The sequence below is a fragment of the Halopseudomonas laoshanensis genome, from assembly GCF_008365385.1.
In the GTDB taxonomy this organism is placed as follows: domain Bacteria; phylum Pseudomonadota; class Gammaproteobacteria; order Pseudomonadales; family Pseudomonadaceae; genus Halopseudomonas; species Halopseudomonas laoshanensis.
In genome coordinates this window covers 568,141-588,416 of the sequence record NZ_QOVF01000002.1, presented here as the reverse complement: position 1 = coordinate 588,416, position 20,276 = coordinate 568,141, and the positions used below count along the sequence as shown (strand labels likewise).

Sequence of the window (20,276 nt, the reverse complement as noted above, 5' to 3'; positions counted from 1 at the left end):
CTTTCCTGTCAAAGGGTGGATGAATGTGCTGATGAACGATCGGGTAAATGCGCCAGCGTTCCGCCGGCCCTGGCGAAAGGTACCAACAGCCAGGTGCAGGTCAGGCCAATCAGGCAGGTAGTGCCCATCTGCGCCAAGGCTGGGGTACTGCTGAGTGCCAGTAATCCGAACGCCAGCAGGCTGGAGCTGCAGGACAAGGTTACCGCCAGCCAGGCTGCGCGGCTGTCTGCGTGCTCGACGCTGAAGATGCCAGCGTCCAGGCCAATGCCCAGTACCAGGAGTAAACCCAGCAGGTGGAATAGCGTGAGACCGGTAGACCCGGCAGCAAAAATGCCCAGGGTCAGAAGCACCGCGCCTACCGGCGGCAAGAGGACGCGCCAGGCTGCCGTGCGATAACGCCAGGCAAACACCAGGGTCAGGCCGAGGACCGCAGCGGCCAGCCAGAGCGCGATGGTGTTGCGCAGATGGCTGAACTGCTGGCTGAGCCGCTCCAGCGTATCCTGAAACACTACGCCATCCTGTTGCGCCAACTGTTGAATCTGGCCCAGCGCCGCCGAATCCATGTCGCCCAGCGCGATGATCGCCGCTGGTGTGGTCTCCGCCGTGGACGCAATCCACAACGCCTGATCACGCTGGCCCAGCGGCGACGCCAACCACTGTTCAATAGTCAGGGGGTGAGCTTGCTCGTTGGCCTGCATCATCTGTTCGGCCATGGCAGGCGCAAGCCCGGCCTGGCTGACAAACAGTGGCAATGCGCTCACGTAGCGTTGTTTGATCAGCTGAAGATTGTCCTGCTGGGTGGTGGCGGACGGGACCGCCTGGGCGATATGCCGGTAGTAGTCGAGTGTGCCGTTGGCGGCCAGATCGGCGAGCACGGTGTCCAGCTGTTCGAGTTTTTCCAGCACAGCGGTTTGATCCGGCGCACTGACCAGCAGGTAGCGCCGGCCACTGGGTCCGCCGACCATGGCCTGAACCTTTTGCTGTTCGTTGATCAACTCGACGGGTGAGGTATTGAGCTGCCGCAGGTCATTGCTACCCTTCAACCCGGTAAGTATCAGCGCTGCCGAGAGAAAAGCCAGCGCGGCCAGTATCTCCCACGGATAGCGCGCGCCGGCGGGCAACTGCAACAGAGCCAGGTTGTTGGCCAGGCGCAGGGTCGCGGGGTGATGCTGCACTGAGAGCCGGGGTAGCCAGAGCCGCACGGTGATCCAGGAGCCAAGCAATCCCAGGAGCGCAAAGGTCGCCATCTGCCGCAGACCCGGCAGTGGGGTCGCTAGCTGCACCAGGTAAGCCGCCAAGCTGGATAGCAGCCCCAGGGCAAGGGCCGGCCAGAGCCGCGACAAGGGTCGCTCGGGATTCAGGCTGCGCGCGCATTGCAGGTGCAATGCGTAGTCGATGGCGACGCCAATCAGGCTGGCGCCGAAAGCCAGCGTCAGCAGATTCAGCGTGCCAAAAATCAGCCAGGTTAAAGGCAACGCAAACAACAGCCCGCATGCCAGGGGCACCAGCAGGCTGAGTAATGTACGAACATGGCGGAACACCAGCCACAGTAGCGCGAGGATGCCCAGCAATGAGCCTAGGCCGATGCTGGATATTTCCTGGCGAGCCTGCGAGGCGCCGGCAGCGGCGTGAAAAACCAGCCCGGCACGTAGCAGCGGTGTGTCGGGATAGCTGGTCTGGAAGGCTTCCAGGCTAGCGCCGAGCCGTTGCTGCAACTGCAGATCATAAGGGCTGCCGGTCAGCAGGCCGAAGACCATCAACCACGACTTGCCGTTCTGGCGGAATGCAGGGAATTCACCGGTCAGTTGCAAAGGCCCCAATTGCTGATTGATCCAGGCGTCGAGCAAGCCGAATGGATCGTTTCGCAGCTCGCTCTCTAGCCCCGGGGTATACAGGCGGCTGATGGCCCGATCAGCCCAGGTTTGCGCATCAGCATCGGCCAGGGATTTGGCCAGCAGATGGTAGCGTTGCGCTGACAGTCCGGCATTGGGCGGCGCTAGTTGTTCCGCCGGGGCAGGCTGCAAAACTCGGTTGGTGCGCAGCTGTTGCAGCAACTGGCTGGCCTGGTCTGCGGAGGCGTCGCCACCCACCAGGATGATCAAACGGTTTTCGAACGCGCTGGTCAGTTGGCCCTCGGCCTGCTCGACCAATATCGTCTGGGGGCTATCCGGTAACAGACTGGTGATGCGCGTGTCCCAGGCTGAACCGGTAGTGATCTGAATGCCGAGCAAGAGAGCACAGGCCAGCAGAATACTGGCCCACAACCAGGCACCTGCGCGTTCTGCCGGGCTGGCCTGCAAGTCGCTCTGGGTGCTTTTGCTCATGGTGCCTGCGGCGCTGGGTCCGGCTCGCAGGTGGCCGGGGTCAGTTCGATATTCAGGCGATCGCCGTCAGCGAAGGCCATGGCGATGTGTTGGAGTTGCTGGCCACCTTTTACCTGAATCGAGGGCAGGGTCGCCGCCACGCGGCTATCCAGGGGTGTGAGCTTGGCAGCCCAGCTTGAAAGTTCACCATCGGTGACTATCTGGAAGTGGTCCTGCAAACGCTGCCAGTCGCCCTCAAGCAATGCGGTCATCACCGGTAGCAGCATCCGATAGCCGGGAGGGAGTTCGGCATTGTCCTGGCTCAGGAGGATCTCGGTGCGGACCGGTGTTTCCGTGCGCCAGATGAGCGCCTGGTCCAGACGCTGAAAGCTTCCGCTGCTGGGCAAATCCAGCTCGAAGTCGGCAAGCCAGCGGTTCTGCTGAAAAGTGCCGCACTCAGGGCTGTGTTGCGCCAGTTGCCGACTCAAAGCCGCGGCATCCGGTGCGGCCTGGGCCATCGTGGCGACCATGATGCTGCAGGCGAACAGGATCGCGGGGTGCGCGCAGCGATGGGTAAAAGTCGTCATGCGGCAGTGTCCTGCCAGGCCAGCAACCGGTCGATCAGAATCTGCGGCGAAGCCAGGCGCATTTCCATATCCTCGATGCCGACGGCGACCTGCACGCTCCAGGCACGGGTCAGGCGTTTGCGCGTGGCCGCGTCGCGAATGGTGTAATCGATCTTGAGGCGATGCTCCCACTCGACCAGTCTGGCTTCGATGATGATTTTCTGAGTAAACGCCAGCGGTGCGGCGTAACGCAGGCGCAAGTCGATCACCGGCCAGGCAAAGCCGGATGCGCGCATTTCCATATAGTTGTAATTGATCCGATCCAGCAGCGCGCAGCGGGCGATCTCGAGGTAGCGCACATAATGTCCGTGCCAAACGATCTGCATCATATCCACATCGTGGAAAGGGATGGTCATGTCGATTTCGCAAACGGGTAAGGGTCTTTGGTCAGGCGTCATAGAGGTTCCAGCAACGTTGGCGAATAAGATCACAGAGCAGACGCAACTCGCGCTCCAGGGCGCGGTCCTCGGCTAACGGAGGAAAATGCGTGCGGCACTGGTGCACAAAGGATTGTAAATCGGCAGGCGGCGGTGCGGTGTCCTGCAATTGGCTGCGCAGCTCCACGCCCTGACAGGCTGCGTGCAACGAGGCCGCGGCGACCTGCTCTACCAAAGTGAGCACGCGAAGCGCATCGCGGGCGGCGATGGTGCCCATGCTCACCTTGTCCTGATTGTGGCATTCGGTGGAGCGCGAAAACACGCTGGCCGGCATGGTCAGTTTGAGCGCTTCTGCGGTCCAGGCCGAGGCGCCGATCTGCACTGCCTTGTAACCATGGTTGAGCGCTGCGCGCTCGGGGCTTGCACCGCTGAGATTGCTTGGCAGACCGTGGTTGAAGCGCACGTCGACCAGTTGCGCCAGTTGGCGATCGAGCAGGTCGGCGATATTGGCACAGGCCTGCTTCATGCTGTCCATCGCGAAGGCGATATGGCCGCCATAGAAATGCCCTCCGTGCATGACTTTCTCTTGCTCGGCATCAATCAGCGGATTGTCGTTCGCGCTATTCAGTTCGGTTTCCAGAAACTGGCGCCACCAGGGCAGCGCGTCTTCCACTACGCCGATCACGTGGGGTGCGCAGCGGGTGGAATAGCGGTCCTGCAGCCGAGCGGAATTGCGAGGCGTGCTGGCTGCGTGCAGATCAGCGCGTATGCGCGCAGCCACACGGTTTTGCCCCGGGTGTGGCTTGGCAGCAAACAGATCCGCGTCGAAATGGTAGGGGTTGCCGTCCAGTGCATACACGGCCATGGCAGTAATCCGCGAGGCCAGTTGCGTCAGGTAGCTGCAGCGGGTGAAAGCCAGCACGCTCAGCGCCGTCATCACCGCAGTGCCGTTCATCAGCGCCAGGCCTTCCTTGGGCTTGAGGCGGTAAGGCGTTTGCCCTAACTCGGCGAACACCTCGGCAGTGGGCCGCCGCTCGCCGCCGACCAGCACTTCGCGTTCGCCACAGAGTACTGCGGCCAGATACGAAAGAGGCGTCAGGTCGCCGCTGGCGCCAACCGAGCCTTCCTCTGGAATTACTGGCATGACGTCGTGCTGCAACAGCCACACCAGGCGCTCGAGCAGTTCCACGCACACGCCGGAATAGCCGCGGCACAGCGATACCAGGCGCACCATCACCACGGCGCGTGCTGCCTCGTGCGAGAGTACTTCACCGAGCCCGCAGCCGTGAAAGGTGTACAACTGGCGCGGCAGGTCTTCCATGTTGGCGCTGGGTACAAGCCGGGTGCAGGAGTCGCCATAGCCGGTAGTCACGCCATAGATGACGCCATCTTCAGCCAGCAGTCTTTCGAGGAAGGCGCTGCCGCGCGTGATGCGTTCCAGGAAGGCTGGCGCGGATGACAGCACCACCTGGCAGCGGCCTTCGGCAACCGCTTGCACTTGCTCCAGGCTGACCTCTGAGCCGTCGAGAATCAACACGGCGCTTGTAGTCTGGGGATCAGGCAATATCGTCATTGGGGTGTCCACTATCTTTCAGCCAGAAGGGGTAGAAGTTAAACCATTGCAGCGGATGGCGGCGGACGGTGACCGCCAGCGTGTCGGCGTAGCGCTGCATCGCGCGGCCAATCCAGGCTTCGCGCTCTTTGCGCGGCAAGGCGCAGGTATCATCGAAAGGCGTGAAGTCGATCTGGAAGTGATTGCCGTCGCGCACACAACTCAGCAGGTACACCGGGCACTTGAGCAATGCGGCGAGCAGAAAGGGGCCTTCGGGGAAGAGTGCCTGATCGCCGAGAAAAGATAGCGCGCGCATCCGTTCGCCGGACACCGGGATACGATCGGCGGCAATCACGATGAATCCACCGCGGCTGATGCGTTCGGCCATCTCCTGCGCGGTAGCGGGGGTGATTTCCGTCACCTCAAGTATGTCGGGCCGCGCCTGACCGGTGACCTTTTCCAGCATCAGGTTGAATTTGCCGGCATTGCGCGTGTGCATCAGCACCGTCATATCCAGAGCGGGATGGTAGCGGGCCAGCGAGTTGGCGATATCCAGGTTGCCGTGATGGGCTACCAGAACGATGCCGCCACGCCCCTGCGCAATGCTGGAGCTAAAGCGGTCAAAGCCGTCACCACGCAGACGCTGCTTGGCAATTGCGCCGCTCCAGGCCTCGACCTTGTCCATCAGCGCACTACCAAAGCTGAGAAAATGCCGGTAGCTGCGCCACCAGCGTGCCGCAGGTTGGTGGGCCAGTTGCGGATCAAGGCGCACCAGGTAGCGTTGCGAAGCCTGTCGAGCGGTCCTCTGTGTGAGGAAATACCACAGAATGACCGGCCAGAGCACGATCTGGAAGGGCCACCGGCCTAGCCGCCGCTGCACAAAGACCATGATCTGCATGCCAACAATGGTGCCGCTCTCGCCGATTTTCGCCCAGTGTGTACTCATGCTGCGCTGCGCTTGAAACGCTGGTGCAGTAACCACGGCAAGCGCACCAGCATGCCGAAAAACAACCGCGCATGCATGGCGCTGATCAGTGCGTTATCGCGCCAGAGCTGAAAGTGGCTGACCCCGTCCAGCGGGTAATGTACGCGCACGGGAAGGTTGGCAACCGCCCCGCCGGCCCAGTGCCAGCGCACCAGTATTTCGGTGTCAAAGGCCATGCGGTTGCCACAGGGGGTTTTGGCCAGCAACTGATTGACGGCAGCCACGGGATAGAGTCGCGCGCCACACATGGAATCGCGGATATCCAGCGAGAGCGTGTTGATCCAGACCCAGATGTGAGTGGCGTAGCGACCATAAAAGCGAATCGGCGACACGCTCTGGTCATAACGCGGGTAGCCGATCACCAGCGCTCGGGGCGTACTGGCGAGTTGCTGAATGAACGCTGGCAGATCATCCGGGGCGTGCTGACCATCAGCGTCGATCTGCAACGCATGAGTAAACCCCAGTCGGCCAGCTTCCGCCAACCCGGCGCGTACTGCCGCGCCCTTGCCTTGGTTACAGGGCAGACGCAGCAGATGGCACTGCTGGCTGGCCAACTGGTCGAGCACCGCGGCACAACGACTGTCGCTGCCATCGTCGATCAGCAGGATGGGTAGCTGCAGAGAACGCATTTGCTCGACGACCGCCGTGATGCTGTCCGGGTGGTTATAGACCGGAATAAGGACGCATATCTTCAATGCGTTCAAGGCTGCACATCCAGCGCGGCGAGTCGGATACGACCGCCGGCATGCTGCCCTTCCGCGGACTTGTACACAAAGCCAATGCCGTTTTCACGCCTGGTTAGCTCCAGGTGGAAGCGCATACCGGAGCGCAGTGGCCGCTGAAATTTCAATTGGTCAATGCCGTGAAAGCCTGCACGCTCGCCAAATGCCTGCTGGGCCAACAGCATTGCCCATTGGACCAGGACCACGCCGGGCACCAGGGGGAATCGATCAAAATGCCCGTCGAGGTAGATCAGCTTCTCGGGTACCTCAAGCGTGAGCATCCGCACATCCTGGCTGATCATGGTTTCCGCCAGCCAGCGCGGGCTCTTGTGATCATCTATGTCGTTGAACAATCGCTGGATCAGCCCGCGGTCCAGTTTACCCTGTGCATTGCTGGGTAGCTCTTCCACAAACCGCCAGTAGCGGGGCAGGGTCACGGTTTCGAAGTGCGCCGCCAGAGCTGTGCGCACCTGTTGAATCAGCTGGCGTCGAGCTTCATGGTCCTGCGGCGCCTTTGCCGAGACCTTGATAACCGCGCCAAGTCGACCGTCAGGGCGGCCGAGTTCGACGCAGCGCGCTGCTTGAATGCCGTTCACGGATTGCAGCACGCTTTCCATTTGGTCCAGGGACAGGCGTTTGCCAGCCACTTTCACCAGCCGATCTTCCCGGCCCATCAGCATAAAGCCCTTGTCAGTCAGCGAGACCCTGTCCGGGTGTCGCCACCAGGTGTGCGGTGACTCAAGAAAGGGTGAGGTGAGTGCCAGACAGCCGTCATCGACGCGAACGTTGACGCCGGGCAGAGGCGTCCATTGCAGCTCGGACTGTTGACGCCGCCAGGCAATGCCGCCGGTTTCGGTGCTGCCATAAATTTCGATCACCGGCGCTTTCAGCAGCTGTTCGGCATGCGCGGCGTGCTCCTGCGCCAGCGGTGCGCCGGATGACAGTATGCGCGACAGCCTGCCTGGCTCTGGCCATGGCGTGTGAGCGGGCAGACGCGATAGCTGGGGTGGCGAGCTGACCAGGGTCACCTGCAATTGCGCTGCGCCGGCTTCGGCCAGCCGTTGGGCCAATACCTCGGGGAAATGGCAGTCCTTGCTGCAAAATGGCCGCCCGCTGCACAGTGGATGCAACACCCCGGTGAGCAATCCATAAATATGCTGGTGACTGACCTGGGAGATCACCCCGGCTGATTCGTCCAGCGGCCACAGCTGGGCGTGCACGCGGAGCTCTTCATCCAGTTGCTGGAATGTTTTTGCCAGCGCCAGCGGCTCACCGCTGCTGCCTGAAGTAAACAGCACCAATGCCCTGCGCTGATTGTCCAGGTGACTGGGCACTTGCGGCAGATGTTGCGCGATAGCCGGCCCGGGGGAATGCGGAATACGTCCATCTATGCTGCTGTGTATTCGCGCCAGTGTTTCCGGCCGATCATCGGCTGATAACACCGCTACCCGGCCGGTTTCCCAGAGCGCGAGCAAAGCACTGCTGAAGGTCAGCGGGTCACGCTCGCATAAAAGCCAAGCGCCCCCTGGCTGGTCTGCCAGCCAGTTCCGCCAGCGATCTGTTGCTGCCGCCAGAGCATCACTGTGCACCCAGTGATCCGGCAGGGTCGTTGTGGTTTTTGCTCGGCGCCAGGGCAAGGCGCTGAGTGGCAGGAAGCTCATACTGCTATCCTGCGTACGCGCCGCCGAATCAGCCACTCTCCGGCAAACATCAGGCCCATCAGCACATAGCTGATCAGGCCGTTATACAGCGCCCAGGTAGCCAGGTCCGCATACAGGACCGTCCAAGTGGCAATGCCGCCATTGATGACGAAGAAGCCGCACCAGGCCCAGGTCACCTTCCGGGTGTAGCGCACGCCCTCGGCAGACAGATCCGGCTCCCGCAATCGAGCCAGTTGCTCGATCATGGGTTGCCCCTTCAGCAAGCTGGCGAAGAACAGGCAAAACATCAGGGTATTGACCGCGACCGGATAAGCGCGCATGCCAAACTCGGCGCGGCTGAACAGGCCCAGGACTATCAGCGCCGCTGCCGCGACCAGTGCAAGATAGCGCGCCTGGGGTACCCGCCAGACCAACAGCAGGGCGCCGACGATCAGCAGCGGCCAGCTGCCGACTGAGTCGTGCAGCAGGTAGATCGCCAGCGGCCACGCCAGAATGGCCAGCCCGCCCAGCGCTTTTTTCAAACCTGCGTGCATGACTACTGCTGCATCAGTCGGGCGACGGCATTGACCACGTCATCTACCGTGCGCACGGCTTTGAAATCGTCCGGATTGATGCGCCGACCGGTAAACCGCTTGAGCTCGACGACCATATCCACGGCGTCGATGCTGTCGATATCCAGGTCTTCGTACAGGCGTGCGTCGGGACGGATGGCGCTGGGGTCGATCTCAAACAGCTCGACCAGGGTGCCGCGCAGGAAATCGAATATGGATTGGTTGGAATAGCTTGCTTCAGTTGACACGGCGGGCCTCCACGAGTGCAGTGAGTGCATTCAGGCTGGCAAAGTGGCTGCGGGTATCTTCGGCTTCCGCATCCAGTTTGATGCCATAGCGCTTTTGCAGGGCCAGGCCTAACTCCAGTGCATCTATCGAATCAAGGCCAAGCCCTTCACCGAACAGTGGGGCTTGCGGATCAATATCGTCCGGGGTGACGTCCTCAAGCTCCAGAGTGTCGATAATCATGTGCTTTATTTCCAGCGACAGGTCTTGTGTCTCGCTCATGGCGGAACTGCTCCAGTTCTTTGTTGAAATAATCGTTAAGCCAGCGGGTCAGTTCTACGGCCTGCTGTCTGGGCGGCTTTTGTTCATCCTGCTCAACGCGAAGATCTTCCATCACCTTCAGCTTTATATGGATCTGTTTTTCCGGGATGTGATACCAGGGTTCGCCCTTGGTCAGGGTAACCGGCTCACAGAGAATCAGCACCGGCGTAATTGACGTGCCTGTGCGCAGAGCGATATTGGCGCCGCCGCGGCGGCAGTGTACCTGGCCCCCGGGCGCGGTACGGGTGCCTTCGGGAAACAGGATCAGCGAGTTGCCCCGAGCCATGCTCGCCTTCGCCGCCGCTAGCACCGTCTCGGGGTCTTTATTGGTGATATAGCCGGCTGCCTTGATCGGGCCGCGGGTAAAGGGGTTGTGCGCCAGGGCACCATTGACGATGCAATCTGCGTGTCGGGTATAGGCTACAAGGAAAATCACATCGATGAGGGACGGATGATTGGCCAGGATCAGCAGTCCTGGTCGCTGCAGCAAATCGATGTTTTCCATCTCATATCTGAGCACGCCCACACTGCGCATCAAGCCGATAAAGGCGCGGAAGGCCAGCTGGATCAAGCGTCGCATCCAGCGACGTCGCAATTCGGTAGCAGGTACCAGCACAAACAGTAGCGGCGCGATGACCACACCAATTATCACGCCCCCCAGCCCGAAGGTGGTGAAGGAAAGGGCAGTGCCTGCTCCGCGTCGCCACTGATCTAACGTCACTTTGTCTCCAAACGCCAGCATTGCCGGGCTGTCAGCAATGCGTCAGGTGTACCTAGCCAAGCGATGATGTCGAGTGGCGTGGGTCGGGATGGCTGGGTGCCGGGGCTGCAAATCAGGCGCTGGCCGCGGCTTGCTGTTAACCGCAGGCCTACGACGCCAGGGCATTCGCCAGACTCGGCAAAGTCAGCATACTCGGAGGGCATCTCGCCTTCGGAAAATACCACAATCACTCTGCTATGGCCGGTTGCAAGGTATCCGAGAGCTTCGCACATCAAGGCTTCAAACTCGTCTCCCGTAGCGCCCAGCGCTTGTATCGGACTGTGATGTTTACGCGCTATGGAATAGACGCCCATCACCGCATTGTGCACCGACATGGAAAAGCGTGCGGGTGAGAGCGCTTCCCCTTCAGCCAGGGAGGTCAGCATCTCCAGCGAACCTGTAACATCACCGTGGCGAGATGCGTAAATAATCGGACAATCGCCAGCATCGTCGAGTAGTGCCAGGATCTCACAGACTGCTCTGCCGGCTTTGTCCAGGCGGCGTCTGAGCATGGCAGGCAACAGAGGAGTCCCGCTTCGCGCTTCCAGGTTGTGCGCTGGGTCTGCTGGCAGGTACTGTTCGGAGGCGCTCCAGCCTACCCAGTCCTCAAGATGAAGAAATTGGCTCATCCGTGATACTACTTCTGGTGGCGGCAAAAGGTCGCCAAGTTTAACTGGTTCAGGTTCGCGATGGCCAGTCGGCCGTTATTACATTTTGTCATAATCTTCCGGGCAGATTGAGTGGGTCATTTACCGCGCATAAATCTGCCTTGTAACTCAGAACTTTAAGGTGCAAGCAAAGTCAGATTCAATAACCGGGGGCAGGCTGTGGGTTGTTATCGAAGCCTGCTTGCCGGACCAGATATTTGGGCAACGTCAAATTGATCGCCGGTGGCATGGTATGCAGGCTAGACTGGTGGCGAGTAAACCGATAAACAATCGGTGAGTTGGTCCGTAATAAGCGGGCTTGATCTTTATTAAGGAGTTTTCATGAAAATTCGTTCTGTAGTTCTTGCTGCTGGTTTGATCGGTTTTTCTGCGGTGGCCTCCGCCTCCAGCTTTGTTGGCACGACCAACGCGATAGGCTCCATCCTGGCCAATACGGCTAACGCCTTAGGTGACAGCACTGCCTCCACTTTCGGTTCAGACAAGGTCGTATTGCAGGCTCGTGAAGATGCAGCCAGCTTCGTTGGTAGCAACGGTGATCTGCGCGGCGTCAATCTGGAAGCGGCGCTGGGCCATATTCGCCACCAGATGCCAGAGCTGCAAGCCAGCGATATGCAACTGGCCGAGGCCATTCTTGCATTGTGATTACAGCCCTAGACGCCCAGTCTGATCAGGGCGCCAGCTCCATTGTTCTGTGATACACGCCCCGCCCTCTGGCGGGGAGTTGCCTTGTGGGTCATTGCGACTAGCCTGGCGATGTTGCTATGGGCCCCTGTCGCCCATTCGGCGCTGACTGTGCACTTGGATAAGGCTGAATTGAGCGCTGAGCAGCTCCAGGCGGCCCGGCAGCTGCTTGACGCCGCGCTGAAGGCATTACCACCTCAGTTGGTGGCACAGCTGGACCGCAAGATTAATGTGCGCTGGTCGTCTGGTCTGCCAGAGAGCGTCATGGGTCGAGCGGGTTTTGACGGTCAAATATTGCTCAATCAGCGTTGGCTCGATGCACTCGTGCAGGCGGATGATCAGGCGCTGCCAGCGGGCCGTCAGCACGACACGCTGGAGCGAGAACTGCAGGCGACACTGATACACGAGCTCGCGCACTTTTATGATCGCGGGCAGTTCTGGGATGAAGAAGAGCGTAGGCAAGCGCGCTTTTGCGGCCAGCAGCACAGCAGTCTTGGCCCGGTTGGGTTACCCGTAGCCTGTCAGGGCAACTCTCAGCGGCAATTTACCCTCAGTGACGACCCCAGGCTGCTTGAGCTAGCCGGCTGGCCTGCGCGTATCGGTGGTCGAGGAAAAGTGGAGCGGCAGAACGATCAGTACCTGCGCACGCCGGATGCCTATGAGCTGAGCAATCCGCGCGAGTTTGTTGCGGTCAATCTTGAATATTTTCTGCTTGATCCCGAATATCGCTGCCGGCGGCCGGCGTTGCATGATTTTTTCACCGAACACTTTGGCTGGGCGCCCGGCGATTCAGCGGACTGTGCTCCAGGCTTGTCTTATGTCAATGGCGGCATGGATCTCAATCGGCCGGCTTTGGGGCAGCTCGATCCAGAGCGCATCTACCAGGTGCATTACCTGCTGGCCGAACCGGATGGCGCCTTGGTCAGCCGCTGGGGGCACAGCATGCTGCGGGTGGTCATGTGCGCGCCCGGGCGAGAGCTGGGGCCTGAATGCCTGATGGATCTGGAACATCATCTGGTCCTGTCTTTCCGTGCTTTCGTTGATGACGTTCAGTTATCCAGTTGGGATGGTCTGACAGGGGCTTATCCGTCGCGGTTGTTCATGCTGCCATTGAGTCAGGTAGTGGATGAATACACCAAGGTGGAGTTGCGGTCGTTGCAATCTCTGCCCCTGCGCTTGACCCGTGAGCAGCAGATCAGCCTGGTTCAGCGTGCCGCCGAGATGCACTGGGGTTACGACGGCACCTATTACTTCGTCAGCAACAACTGCGCCGTTGAGACGCTGAAGTTGTTACGTAGCGGCACCGATCGGCTTGATATTCGCCGCATGGAAACAGTCACCCCTACCGGGCTGCGGGCGCTGCTCCAACATGCAGGTCTGTTGGACGGCTCAGTCGTGCAGGATCAGGCTGAAGCCCTGCGTCAGGGCTATTACTTTGATTCCTACCGTGAACGTTATCAATTGATGTTCAGCTTGGCGCGCGAACGCTTGGATCTGCCGCAGCAACAGGTTGAGGATTGGCTTGGGTTAGCCCCGCAGGAGCGGCAGTCCTGGTTTAATCGTGCGAACTATCGCACTGCTGCGGCCCTCCTGCTGCTGGAGCAAGCGGCGCTGAGGCGCCAGATATTGTTGATCAAGCACGAGTTGAAGGACCGCTATGTGTCCGGCCGGCGCATGGACGATGCCGCTTTAAACGAGACCGGGGAGCTTATGAGCGAGTTGCTGCGAGAAAGTGGCTTTCTCAGTCGTCCCGCAGAATTGTTAAACACCGGCTATGGTCTGCCGCAGCACCAGGAAAGGCAGGAGTTGAAGCAGATCACTGACGAGCGTCAGCAGGGGTTGCACGGGCTGGCGGTTTTGTTGGATGAGCGTGCTCTTGAGATGATCAGTGTTGAGCACCGCAGCGCGGTAGAAGCCAACCAGCAAAATATCACTCAATTGGGCGCGCGGTTGCGCCAATTGCATCATGAGTCTGGCGGGCTGGTGTTGCCTTAATGCGAGTACCCCGGTTTTAGCGCGGGCAATAAAAAACCCGCTCAAGGCGGGCTTTTCGGGGTGTTATGGGTCTTGCTGATACCACCTGAAAAGATCAGATGGTGCCTCGAGGGAGAATCGAACTCCCACTCTGTCACCAGAAACGGATTTTGAATCCGCCGCGTCTACCAATTCCGCCATCGAGGCCTGTGCTTTCCAACAGACGGCGCGGAGTATACGAATCCCCAGGCTGTTCGGTCAATGCTGCTGAGTGAATAAGAGCGCTTTCTTTGGCTCGACCCGCGCATTTCCGCTACCATATGCCACCTTTTTACCTTCCGGAACCGCCGCCTGCATGCGTGTCAGTGATTTCCAGTTTGAATTACCCGACCGGCTGATTGCCCGTCATCCCCTGGCCGAGCGCCGGGCCAGCCGGCTGTTGTGCCTGGATGGCCCCAGCGGCTCGCTTGAGCACCGGCACTTTGCCGATCTGCTGGATTATCTGCGGCCGGGCGATCTGATGGTGTTCAACAACACTCGGGTCATCCCCGCGCGGTTGTTCGGGCGCAAGGAAAGCGGCGGGCAGTTGGAGATTCTGGTCGAACGCGTACTGGATGGCCGCCGTGTACTGGCGCATGTGCGTAGCAGCAAATCGCCCAAACCCGGTAGCCGGATTGTCCTGGACGACGGCACGCTGGCGACCATGCTGGCGCGTCACGACGCGCTGTTTGAGCTGGAGTTCGCCGAGGACGTGCTGCCGTTACTGGAACGCATCGGCCATATGCCGCTGCCGCCCTATATCGATCGCGCCGACGAGGCGTCCGACCGTGAGCGTTATCAGACTGTTTATGCCGCCCGAGCCGGTGCGGTAGCTGCGCCCACGGCGGGGTTACATTTTGATCAGGCGTTACTGCAGGCGATTGCCGATCAGGGCGTGGAGACCGCGCAGGTCACTTTGCACGTTGGCGCTGGCACTTTTCAGCCGGTGCGGGTCGAGCGTATTGAAGATCATCACATGCACAGCGAGTGGCTGGAGGTCGGTCAATCCGTGGTCGACGCGGTGCGCGCCTGCAAGGCACGTGGCGGCAGAGTAGTGGCTGTGGGTACTACCAGCGTACGCTCGCTGGAGACAGCCGCACGCTCGGGTGAAATCGAGCCTTTTGCCGGCGATACCAATATCTTCATCTATCCTGGGCGGCCCTTTCATGTGGTCGATGCACTGGTAACCAATTTTCACCTCCCGGAGTCCACGTTATTGATGCTGGTCTCTGCCTTTGCCGGTTATGCCGAAACCATGGCTGCCTACCGCGCCGCGGTCGACAATGAATACCGCTTTTTCAGTTACGGTGATGCGATGTTCATCACCCGCAATCCGGCTGCGGCCGGCCCCGAGGATGCAGCATGAGTCACATGAGTTTCGAACTGCTGGCCACTGACGGCAAGGCCCGTCGCGGTCGGCTGACCTTTCCGCGCGGCGTGGTGGAAACCCCGGCCTTTATGCCAGTGGGCACCTACGGCACGGTAAAGGGCATGTTGCCGCGGGATGTAGAAGCCATCGGCGCGCAGATCGTGCTGGGCAACACTTTTCACCTGTGGCTGCGGCCCGGCACGGAAGTGATCAAGGCTCACGGCGACCTGCATGACTTCATGCAATGGCAAGGGCCGATACTCACTGACTCCGGTGGTTTCCAGGTGTTCAGTCTGGGCGCGATGCGCAAGATCAAGGAGGAGGGCGTGTATTTCTCCTCGCCGGTGGATGGCGCCAAGGTATTCATGGGCCCGGAAGAATCGATGCAGGTGCAGCGGGATCTGGGCTCGGACATCGTGATGATCTTCGATGAATGTACGCCTTACCCGGCCGACGAAGATACCGCGCGCAAGTCTATGGAGCTGTCCCTGCGGTGGGCCAAGCGCTCCAAGGACGCGCATGGCGATAATCCCTCGGCGCTGTTCGGTATCGTGCAGGGCGGTATGCATGAAAACCTGCGACTGCGCTCGCTTGAAGGGCTGAATGAAATCGGCTTCGACGGGTTGGCGATTGGTGGGCTGTCGGTGGGCGAGCCGAAAGAAGAAATGATCAAGGTGCTGGATTATTTGCCCGGGCACATGCCCGCGGATAAGCCGCGCTACCTGATGGGCGTGGGCAAACCGCAGGATCTGGTGGAAGGGGTTCGTCGCGGTGTCGATATGTTCGATTGTGTTATGCCCACGCGCAATGCCCGCAACGGTTACCTGTTCGTCGATAGTGGCGTGATCAAGATCCGTAACGCCGTCCATCGGCATGACACCAGCACGCTGGATCCGACCTGTGATTGTTACACCTGTCTGAATTTTTCCCGGGCTTACCTGCATCATCTGGATAAATGCGACGAGATGCTCGGCAGTATGCTCAATACCATCCATAACCTTCGCTACTATCAGCGGGTTATGGCTGGTTTGCGCGGTGCCATTCAAACAGGTACATTGAGCGCCTTTGTGGATGACTTCTACGCCCGCATCGGCCTCCCTGTACCTGAACTGGAGGTTTGACGTGCGCTCGGAAAGCCCCATTTACCCGTCTTCGCCGTTTCTCATCATTAGGAGTATTACATGAGCTTTTTCATCCCTGCTGCCATGGCCCAGACTGCCGAAGGTGCTGCACCCATGGGTGGTGGTTTTGAGTGGATTTTCCTGGTCGGTTTCCTGGTTATCTTCTATCTGATGATCTGGCGTCCCCAGGCCAAACGCGCCAAAGAGCACAAAAACCTGCTCGGCGGCCTGACAGTTGGTGATGAAGTTGTGACCGGTGGCGGGATTCTCGGCAAGGTCAAGAAAGTCACTGACGAGTTCATCGTGCTGGAAGTGGGCGACGGTCAGGAACTGAAGTTCCAGAAAGGTTCCGTTGTGGCAGCATTGCCCAAGGGTACTTTGAAAGCCATTTGATCCTTACTTCTCACTTTATCCGGGCGCCTTCAGGCGCCCGGGTTGTTATCGGTCTTTGATATGCTCAACCGCTATCCCCTCTGGAAATACCTGCTGATTGTGGCCGTGCTGGTGCTGGGCCTGATCTATGCGATGCCTAATTTGTATCCGGATGATCCGGCCATCCAGATCTCCGGCGCCAGCTCTACTCAAACCATCGGTCAGCAGGATCTGGACCGTATCGAAGCGGCGCTAGCTGAGGCAGACATTGCCACCAAAGGCACGGATCTTGGCGACCAGGGTCGCTCCGGTCTGGTTCGGCTGATTAATCGTTCGGATCAGCTCGGCGCTCAGGACGTGGTTCGGGACGCACTGGGTCAGGAGTTTGTCGTCGCGCAGAACCTGGCGCCGACCACTCCTGAGTGGTTGATGAATATCGGTGCCGGTCCAATGAAGCTGGGTCTGGATCTTTCCGGTGGTGTGCACTTCCTGCTGGAAGTGGACATGGACAAAGCCGTCGAGGCGCGGGTCAATGTGTATGAAAGCGAACTGCGCAACTTACTGCGCGGCGAGCGGGTGCGCTATCGCAGCATGCCGAATCAGCGCAATGTACTGCAGTTCGGTTTTACCGATGCGGAACAGCTGGATGACGCTCAACGCTTGATTTCCGCTGAATATAATCAGTTCCAGATGAGCACCACCACGCGTGATGAACTGGAAGTGCTGCGTTTGACCCTGACCGATGCCGAGCTCGCAGAGATTCGCGAATACGCCATCAGCCAGAACCTGACGACAGTGCGTAACCGGGTAAACGAGTTGGGTGTGGCCGAGCCGCTGGTACAGCGTCAAGGCGCCAACCGGATTGTAGTTGAGCTGCCGGGCGTGCAAGACACCGCCGAGGCCAAGCGGATCCTGGGCAAGACGGCGAACCTTGAGTTCCGCCTGGCGGCCGAGCCGAATGCGCCCCGCGCGACAGTGGAATCATTCGAGTTCCGAGGCGGCGCGCGCCCACCTGCGGATGTCGAGCGCAGCATTATCCTCACTGGCGATCAGGTGACTGACGCCCAGTCGAATTTCGATGAAAACGGTCGCCCTCAGGTCAATATCGGTCTGGACGGGCACGGTGGTGACCTTATGACTCGGGCCACCCGCGATAACATCGGACGTGGCATGGCAGTGATCTTTATCGAGCAGCGTCAGATTGCCCGCGAGGTTATGCAGGAAGTTGATGGCGAAATGCAGAGGGTGGAAGTTCCGGCCTTCGTCGAAGAGAAAGCCATCATCAGCCTGGCGACCATTCAAAGCACGCTGGGTAACCAGTTCCGGATTACCGGCCTGGATTCGCCGGGTGAAGCTTCAGAATTGGCCTTGCTGCTGCGTGCCGGTGGTTTGGCCGCGCCAATGTATTTCGTTGAAGAGCGGACCATTGGGCCAAGCCTGGGCGCAGAGAACATCGCCAAGGGCATCACCGCTACTCAGGTAGGTTTCCTCCTGGTGCTGGTGTTCATGGTCGTGCTGTACAAGGGTTTCGGCGTCTATGCCGGCATCGCCCTGAGTTTCAACCTGGTATTGCTGCTGGCGCTGATGTCTCTGCTCGGCGCAACCCTGACCCTGCCGGGTATTGCCGGTATCGTCTTGACCCTGGGTATGGCGGTGGATGCCAACGTGCTGATCTTCTCCCGGATCAAGGAGGAAATGGCCTCTGGCGCCTCCGCACAACGGGCGATACACGAAGGCTATGACAAGGCGTTTTCGGCCATTGTGGACGGCAACCTGACCACGCTGCTGGTGGGTGTGATCCTGTTTGCCATGGGCACCGGCCCAATCAAAGGTTTTGCCGTGACCCTTTCACTGGGCATCATCACATCCATGTTCAGCGCGATCATGGTCACCCGCGCAATGGTCAACCTGACCACCGGCGGACGTGACATCAAGAAGCTGTGGCTGTGAGGAGCGCATCATGATTACCGATAAAACTATTAACTTCATGGCGCTGCGCAAGTTCTTCTTTGCCGTCGCTGTTGTACTGATGATTGGCTCAATCGCCAGTCTTGCCATCAAGCAGCTGAATCTGGGTCTGGATTTCACTGGCGGGGCGCTGGTCGAATTGAACTACACCAGCCCGGCCGATCTGGAAGCTATTCGCGCCACCCTTCGTGAAGAGGGCTGGGATGACGCCATCGTGCAGAACTTTGGTGCTTCGACTGATGTGCTGATTCGTCTGGCCAGTGATGATCCGGATCTGGGTAGTCAGATTGCACGGCTGATACAGAACGAAGACGGTAGCGACGTCAGCATCAAAAGGGTCGAGTTTATCGGCCCACAGGTAGGCGAAGAGCTGCGCGACAAGGGGGGGCTGGGCATGTTGCTGGCTATGGCCGGTATTCTGCTCTACGTTTCCCTGCGCTTTCAGATGAAGTTTGCGGTCGGCGCCATTGTTGCGCTGGTGCATGACGTGATCTTCACACTGGGCTTTTTCTCTATCCTGGGGCTGTCCTTCGATCTCACGGTGCTGGCCGCGTTGTTAGCGGTGATCGGTTATTCGTTGAACGACACCATCGTGGTATTCGACCGGGTGCGAGAGAATCTGCGGATGATGCGCAAGGCTGACCTGGAAGAGATCATCAACGTATCTACCACGCAGACACTGGCACGGACTCTGGCCACCTCCGCCTCTACACTGCTGGTACTGTTGGCGCTGTATTTCTTCGGCGGCGAGAACATTCAGGGCTTCGCGCTGGCGCTGATTGTTGGTGTCGGGGTGGGTACTTATTCTTCGATCTACGTCTCCAACGGTCTGTTGATGACCATGAACCTGACCCGCGAAGATCTGATTCCGCCGCAGATCGAAGAGGCGGTGGACGATCGGCCCTAGGGGTTAGCTACCGCTTCAAGCTTCAAGCCTCAAGCGGCAAGAGCGTTCAAAACCAATAGCCCGTACTGACTCCAGTGCGGGCTTTTTTGTGAGCAATAAAAAGGCCCGCATTGGCAAGCATGCGGGCCTGATCATAACTGCTTGTAGCTTGTAGCTTGTAGCTTGTAGCTTGTAGTTTGTAGCTTGTAGCTTGTAGCTTGTAGCTTGTAGCTCTGAAGCGCGTTAGCGCTTCATGACCGGTGTCAGGTGCGGCTGGATCGCGGTCAGTACGGCTTTGAAGCACTTGGGGTTGCCAGCGACCAGATGGCCCTTGTCGAGGAAGTGGTGGCCGCCGGTGAAGTCGCTGACCAGCCCGCCTGCTTCCTGAATCAACAGGCTACCTGCGGCCATATCCCATTCGGCCAGGCCGAATTCCCAGAATGCGTCGTAACGGCCAGCCGCCACGTAGGCCAGATCCAGACTGGCTGCACCACAACGGCGGATGCCCGCAGTCTGGCCGACCAGGCTCTTGAACATGCCCATGTAGTTGTCCAGCGACTCCACCTGGTCAGCCCGGAACGGAAACCCGGTACCCAGCAGCGCGCCATCCAGCGTTTTGCGCGAGCTGACGCGCAGGCGCTTGCCGTTCAGTGCGGCGCCGCGACCACGGCTGGCGGTAAATTCTTCCTGACGGACCGGGTCGAGCACCACGGCGTGCTCGATTTTGCCTTTAATGCGGCAGGCAATGCTGACGGCGTAGTGCGGCACGCCGCGCAGAAAGTTGGTGGTGCCATCCAGCGGGTCGATAATCCAGACAATGTCTGCACCTTCGCCCTGGCCAGGTTGAAAGCCTGATTCCTCGGCGTGGATGCCGTGATCAGGGAAGGCCTTGCGCAGCTGCGCAATGATGGTTTGCTCTGCAGCACGATCCACTTCGCTGACATAATCGTTGGCTTCCTTTTCGTTGACGGTCAGAACGTCAAGCCGCTCCACGGAGCGATAGATCAGTTCTCCAGCGGCGCGGGCGGCGCGCAGGGCGATGTTCAACATGGGCTGCATACGGGTGTCTCTGCTTGGGGGATTGTGAAAAGCCGGAAATTGTAGCAGATAAGCCG

At 59.6% G+C, this 20,276-nt stretch carries 20 protein-coding genes and 1 tRNA gene; 7 read left to right on the top strand and 14 right to left on the bottom strand.

The window, feature by feature from the left end:
• Positions 1 to 8 precede the first annotated feature (8 nt).
• Genes DT594_RS09240 through DT594_RS09185 form a run of 12 tightly spaced genes read right to left on the bottom strand, consistent with a single transcriptional unit; the run spans position 9 to position 10,712 of the window.
• Complete coding sequence (locus DT594_RS09240) at positions 9 to 2,324, bottom strand: MMPL family transporter (RefSeq protein ID WP_149332402.1); 2,316 nt, start codon at positions 2,322 to 2,324, stop codon at positions 9 to 11.
• Positions 2,321 to 2,890 (bottom strand): LolA-related protein, encoded by a 570-nt coding sequence (locus DT594_RS09235; RefSeq protein WP_149332401.1) that lies wholly within the window; start codon positions 2,888 to 2,890, stop codon positions 2,321 to 2,323. Before DT594_RS09235 ends, DT594_RS09240 begins: the two co-directional genes overlap by 4 nt.
• Complete coding sequence (locus tag DT594_RS09230; RefSeq protein WP_149332400.1) at positions 2,887 to 3,327, bottom strand: acyl-CoA thioesterase; 441 nt, start codon at positions 3,325 to 3,327, stop codon at positions 2,887 to 2,889. The genes DT594_RS09235 and DT594_RS09230 overlap by 4 nt, the downstream gene beginning before the upstream one ends.
• On the bottom strand, positions 3,317 to 4,879 hold the full coding sequence (locus tag DT594_RS09225; RefSeq protein WP_149332399.1) for an HAL/PAL/TAL family ammonia-lyase: 1,563 nt from the start codon (positions 4,877 to 4,879) through the stop codon (positions 3,317 to 3,319). Before DT594_RS09225 ends, DT594_RS09230 begins: the two co-directional genes overlap by 11 nt.
• Positions 4,863 to 5,804, bottom strand: a complete 942-nt coding sequence (locus tag DT594_RS09220) for a lysophospholipid acyltransferase family protein (protein ID WP_149332398.1) — start codon at positions 5,802 to 5,804, stop codon at positions 4,863 to 4,865. The genes DT594_RS09225 and DT594_RS09220 overlap by 17 nt, the downstream gene beginning before the upstream one ends.
• Positions 5,801 to 6,547: a glycosyltransferase family 2 protein gene (locus DT594_RS09215; protein WP_149332397.1), complete on the bottom strand. Its 747-nt coding sequence runs from the start codon at positions 6,545 to 6,547 to the stop codon at positions 5,801 to 5,803. Before DT594_RS09215 ends, DT594_RS09220 begins: the two co-directional genes overlap by 4 nt.
• A complete protein-coding gene (locus DT594_RS09210) occupies positions 6,544 to 8,226 on the bottom strand; it encodes an ApeI family dehydratase (protein ID WP_149332396.1) in 1,683 nt (560 codons plus the stop codon). Before DT594_RS09210 ends, DT594_RS09215 begins: the two co-directional genes overlap by 4 nt.
• The gene (locus tag DT594_RS09205; protein ID WP_178091489.1) at positions 8,223 to 8,759 is read right to left on the bottom strand and encodes a COG4648 family protein; all 537 of its coding nucleotides are present in this window, start codon (positions 8,757 to 8,759) and stop codon (positions 8,223 to 8,225) included. Before DT594_RS09205 ends, DT594_RS09210 begins: the two co-directional genes overlap by 4 nt.
• A gap of 2 nt (positions 8,760 to 8,761) precedes the next feature.
• Positions 8,762 to 9,025, bottom strand: coding sequence for an acyl carrier protein (locus tag DT594_RS09200; RefSeq protein ID WP_231703242.1), 264 nt, complete (start codon positions 9,023 to 9,025; stop codon positions 8,762 to 8,764).
• Complete coding sequence (locus DT594_RS09195; protein ID WP_149332395.1) at positions 9,015 to 9,284, bottom strand: phosphopantetheine-binding protein; 270 nt, start codon at positions 9,282 to 9,284, stop codon at positions 9,015 to 9,017. Before DT594_RS09195 ends, DT594_RS09200 begins: the two co-directional genes overlap by 11 nt.
• Positions 9,220 to 10,044, bottom strand: coding sequence for a lysophospholipid acyltransferase family protein (locus DT594_RS09190; protein WP_149332394.1), 825 nt, complete (start codon positions 10,042 to 10,044; stop codon positions 9,220 to 9,222). Before DT594_RS09190 ends, DT594_RS09195 begins: the two co-directional genes overlap by 65 nt.
• Positions 10,041 to 10,712 carry a beta-ketoacyl synthase chain length factor gene (locus DT594_RS09185; RefSeq protein ID WP_149332393.1) on the bottom strand — a complete coding sequence of 224 codons (672 nt, stop codon included), beginning with the start codon at positions 10,710 to 10,712 and terminating at the stop codon, positions 10,041 to 10,043. Before DT594_RS09185 ends, DT594_RS09190 begins: the two co-directional genes overlap by 4 nt.
• Positions 10,713 to 11,072: 360 nt before the next feature.
• Here DT594_RS09185 and DT594_RS09180 point away from each other — a divergent pair, with 360 nt between their 5' ends.
• Together DT594_RS09180 and DT594_RS09175 are read left to right on the top strand one after the other, a co-directional pair.
• The gene (locus tag DT594_RS09180) at positions 11,073 to 11,393 is read left to right on the top strand and encodes a DUF2388 domain-containing protein (protein WP_149332392.1); all 321 of its coding nucleotides are present in this window, start codon (positions 11,073 to 11,075) and stop codon (positions 11,391 to 11,393) included.
• 111 nt (positions 11,394 to 11,504) lie between these two features.
• Positions 11,505 to 13,427 carry a DUF7844 domain-containing protein gene (locus tag DT594_RS09175; protein WP_149332660.1) on the top strand — a complete coding sequence of 641 codons (1,923 nt, stop codon included), beginning with the start codon at positions 11,505 to 11,507 and terminating at the stop codon, positions 13,425 to 13,427.
• Positions 13,428 to 13,526: 99 nt separating this feature from the next.
• On the opposite strand, the gene DT594_RS09170 is transcribed toward DT594_RS09175, so the two are convergent.
• Positions 13,527 to 13,613, bottom strand: a tRNA-Leu gene (locus DT594_RS09170).
• 148 nt (positions 13,614 to 13,761) lie between these two features.
• On the opposite strand from DT594_RS09170, the gene queA reads away from it, so the two are divergent.
• The 5 genes from queA to secF are packed head-to-tail and all read left to right on the top strand — an operon-like array spanning position 13,762 to position 19,182.
• The gene (gene queA / locus DT594_RS09165) at positions 13,762 to 14,811 is read left to right on the top strand and encodes a tRNA preQ1(34) S-adenosylmethionine ribosyltransferase-isomerase QueA (RefSeq protein ID WP_149332391.1); all 1,050 of its coding nucleotides are present in this window, start codon (positions 13,762 to 13,764) and stop codon (positions 14,809 to 14,811) included.
• Between the two features lie 5 nt (positions 14,812 to 14,816).
• The gene (gene tgt / locus DT594_RS09160; protein WP_096345288.1) at positions 14,817 to 15,935 is read left to right on the top strand and encodes a tRNA guanosine(34) transglycosylase Tgt; all 1,119 of its coding nucleotides are present in this window, start codon (positions 14,817 to 14,819) and stop codon (positions 15,933 to 15,935) included.
• A gap of 60 nt (positions 15,936 to 15,995) precedes the next feature.
• Complete coding sequence (gene yajC, locus DT594_RS09155; protein ID WP_096345224.1) at positions 15,996 to 16,328, top strand: preprotein translocase subunit YajC; 333 nt, start codon at positions 15,996 to 15,998, stop codon at positions 16,326 to 16,328.
• A 60-nt stretch (positions 16,329 to 16,388) separates the two neighbouring features.
• Positions 16,389 to 18,257, top strand: coding sequence for a protein translocase subunit SecD (secD, locus tag DT594_RS09150; protein ID WP_149332390.1), 1,869 nt, complete (start codon positions 16,389 to 16,391; stop codon positions 18,255 to 18,257).
• Between the two features lie 10 nt (positions 18,258 to 18,267).
• The gene (gene secF / locus DT594_RS09145) at positions 18,268 to 19,182 is read left to right on the top strand and encodes a protein translocase subunit SecF (RefSeq protein ID WP_149332389.1); all 915 of its coding nucleotides are present in this window, start codon (positions 18,268 to 18,270) and stop codon (positions 19,180 to 19,182) included.
• A 222-nt stretch (positions 19,183 to 19,404) separates the two neighbouring features.
• Here secF and DT594_RS09140 read toward each other — a convergent pair whose 3' ends face one another.
• Positions 19,405 to 20,220, bottom strand: coding sequence for an inositol monophosphatase family protein (locus DT594_RS09140; protein WP_149332388.1), 816 nt, complete (start codon positions 20,218 to 20,220; stop codon positions 19,405 to 19,407).
• Positions 20,221 to 20,276 lie beyond the last annotated feature (56 nt).

Bases quoted from the DNA above. Each gene is read 5' to 3' on its own strand.
- DT594_RS09240 (WP_149332402.1), bottom strand. From the start codon at position 2,324: ATGAGCAAAAGCACCCAGAGCGACTTGCAGGCCAGCCCGGCAGAACGC.
- DT594_RS09235 (WP_149332401.1), bottom strand. From the start codon at position 2,890: ATGACGACTTTTACCCATCGCTGCGCGCACCCCGCGATCCTGTTCGCC.
- DT594_RS09230 (WP_149332400.1), bottom strand. From the start codon at position 3,327: ATGACGCCTGACCAAAGACCCTTACCCGTTTGCGAAATCGACATGACC.
- DT594_RS09225 (WP_149332399.1), bottom strand. From the start codon at position 4,879: ATGACGATATTGCCTGATCCCCAGACTACAAGCGCCGTGTTGATTCTC.
- DT594_RS09220 (WP_149332398.1), bottom strand. From the start codon at position 5,804: ATGAGTACACACTGGGCGAAAATCGGCGAGAGCGGCACCATTGTTGGC.
- DT594_RS09210 (WP_149332396.1), bottom strand. From the start codon at position 8,226: ATGAGCTTCCTGCCACTCAGCGCCTTGCCCTGGCGCCGAGCAAAAACC.
- DT594_RS09205 (WP_178091489.1), bottom strand. From the start codon at position 8,759: ATGCACGCAGGTTTGAAAAAAGCGCTGGGCGGGCTGGCCATTCTGGCG.
- DT594_RS09195 (WP_149332395.1), bottom strand. From the start codon at position 9,284: ATGAGCGAGACACAAGACCTGTCGCTGGAAATAAAGCACATGATTATC.
- DT594_RS09185 (WP_149332393.1), bottom strand. From the start codon at position 10,712: ATGAGCCAATTTCTTCATCTTGAGGACTGGGTAGGCTGGAGCGCCTCC.
- DT594_RS09180 (WP_149332392.1), top strand. From the start codon at position 11,073: ATGAAAATTCGTTCTGTAGTTCTTGCTGCTGGTTTGATCGGTTTTTCT.
- DT594_RS09175 (WP_149332660.1), top strand. From the start codon at position 11,505: ATGTTGCTATGGGCCCCTGTCGCCCATTCGGCGCTGACTGTGCACTTG.
- queA (WP_149332391.1), top strand. From the start codon at position 13,762: ATGCGTGTCAGTGATTTCCAGTTTGAATTACCCGACCGGCTGATTGCC.
- tgt (WP_096345288.1), top strand. From the start codon at position 14,817: ATGAGTTTCGAACTGCTGGCCACTGACGGCAAGGCCCGTCGCGGTCGG.
- yajC (WP_096345224.1), top strand. From the start codon at position 15,996: ATGAGCTTTTTCATCCCTGCTGCCATGGCCCAGACTGCCGAAGGTGCT.
- secD (WP_149332390.1), top strand. From the start codon at position 16,389: ATGCTCAACCGCTATCCCCTCTGGAAATACCTGCTGATTGTGGCCGTG.
- secF (WP_149332389.1), top strand. From the start codon at position 18,268: ATGATTACCGATAAAACTATTAACTTCATGGCGCTGCGCAAGTTCTTC.
- DT594_RS09140 (WP_149332388.1), bottom strand. From the start codon at position 20,220: ATGCAGCCCATGTTGAACATCGCCCTGCGCGCCGCCCGCGCCGCTGGA.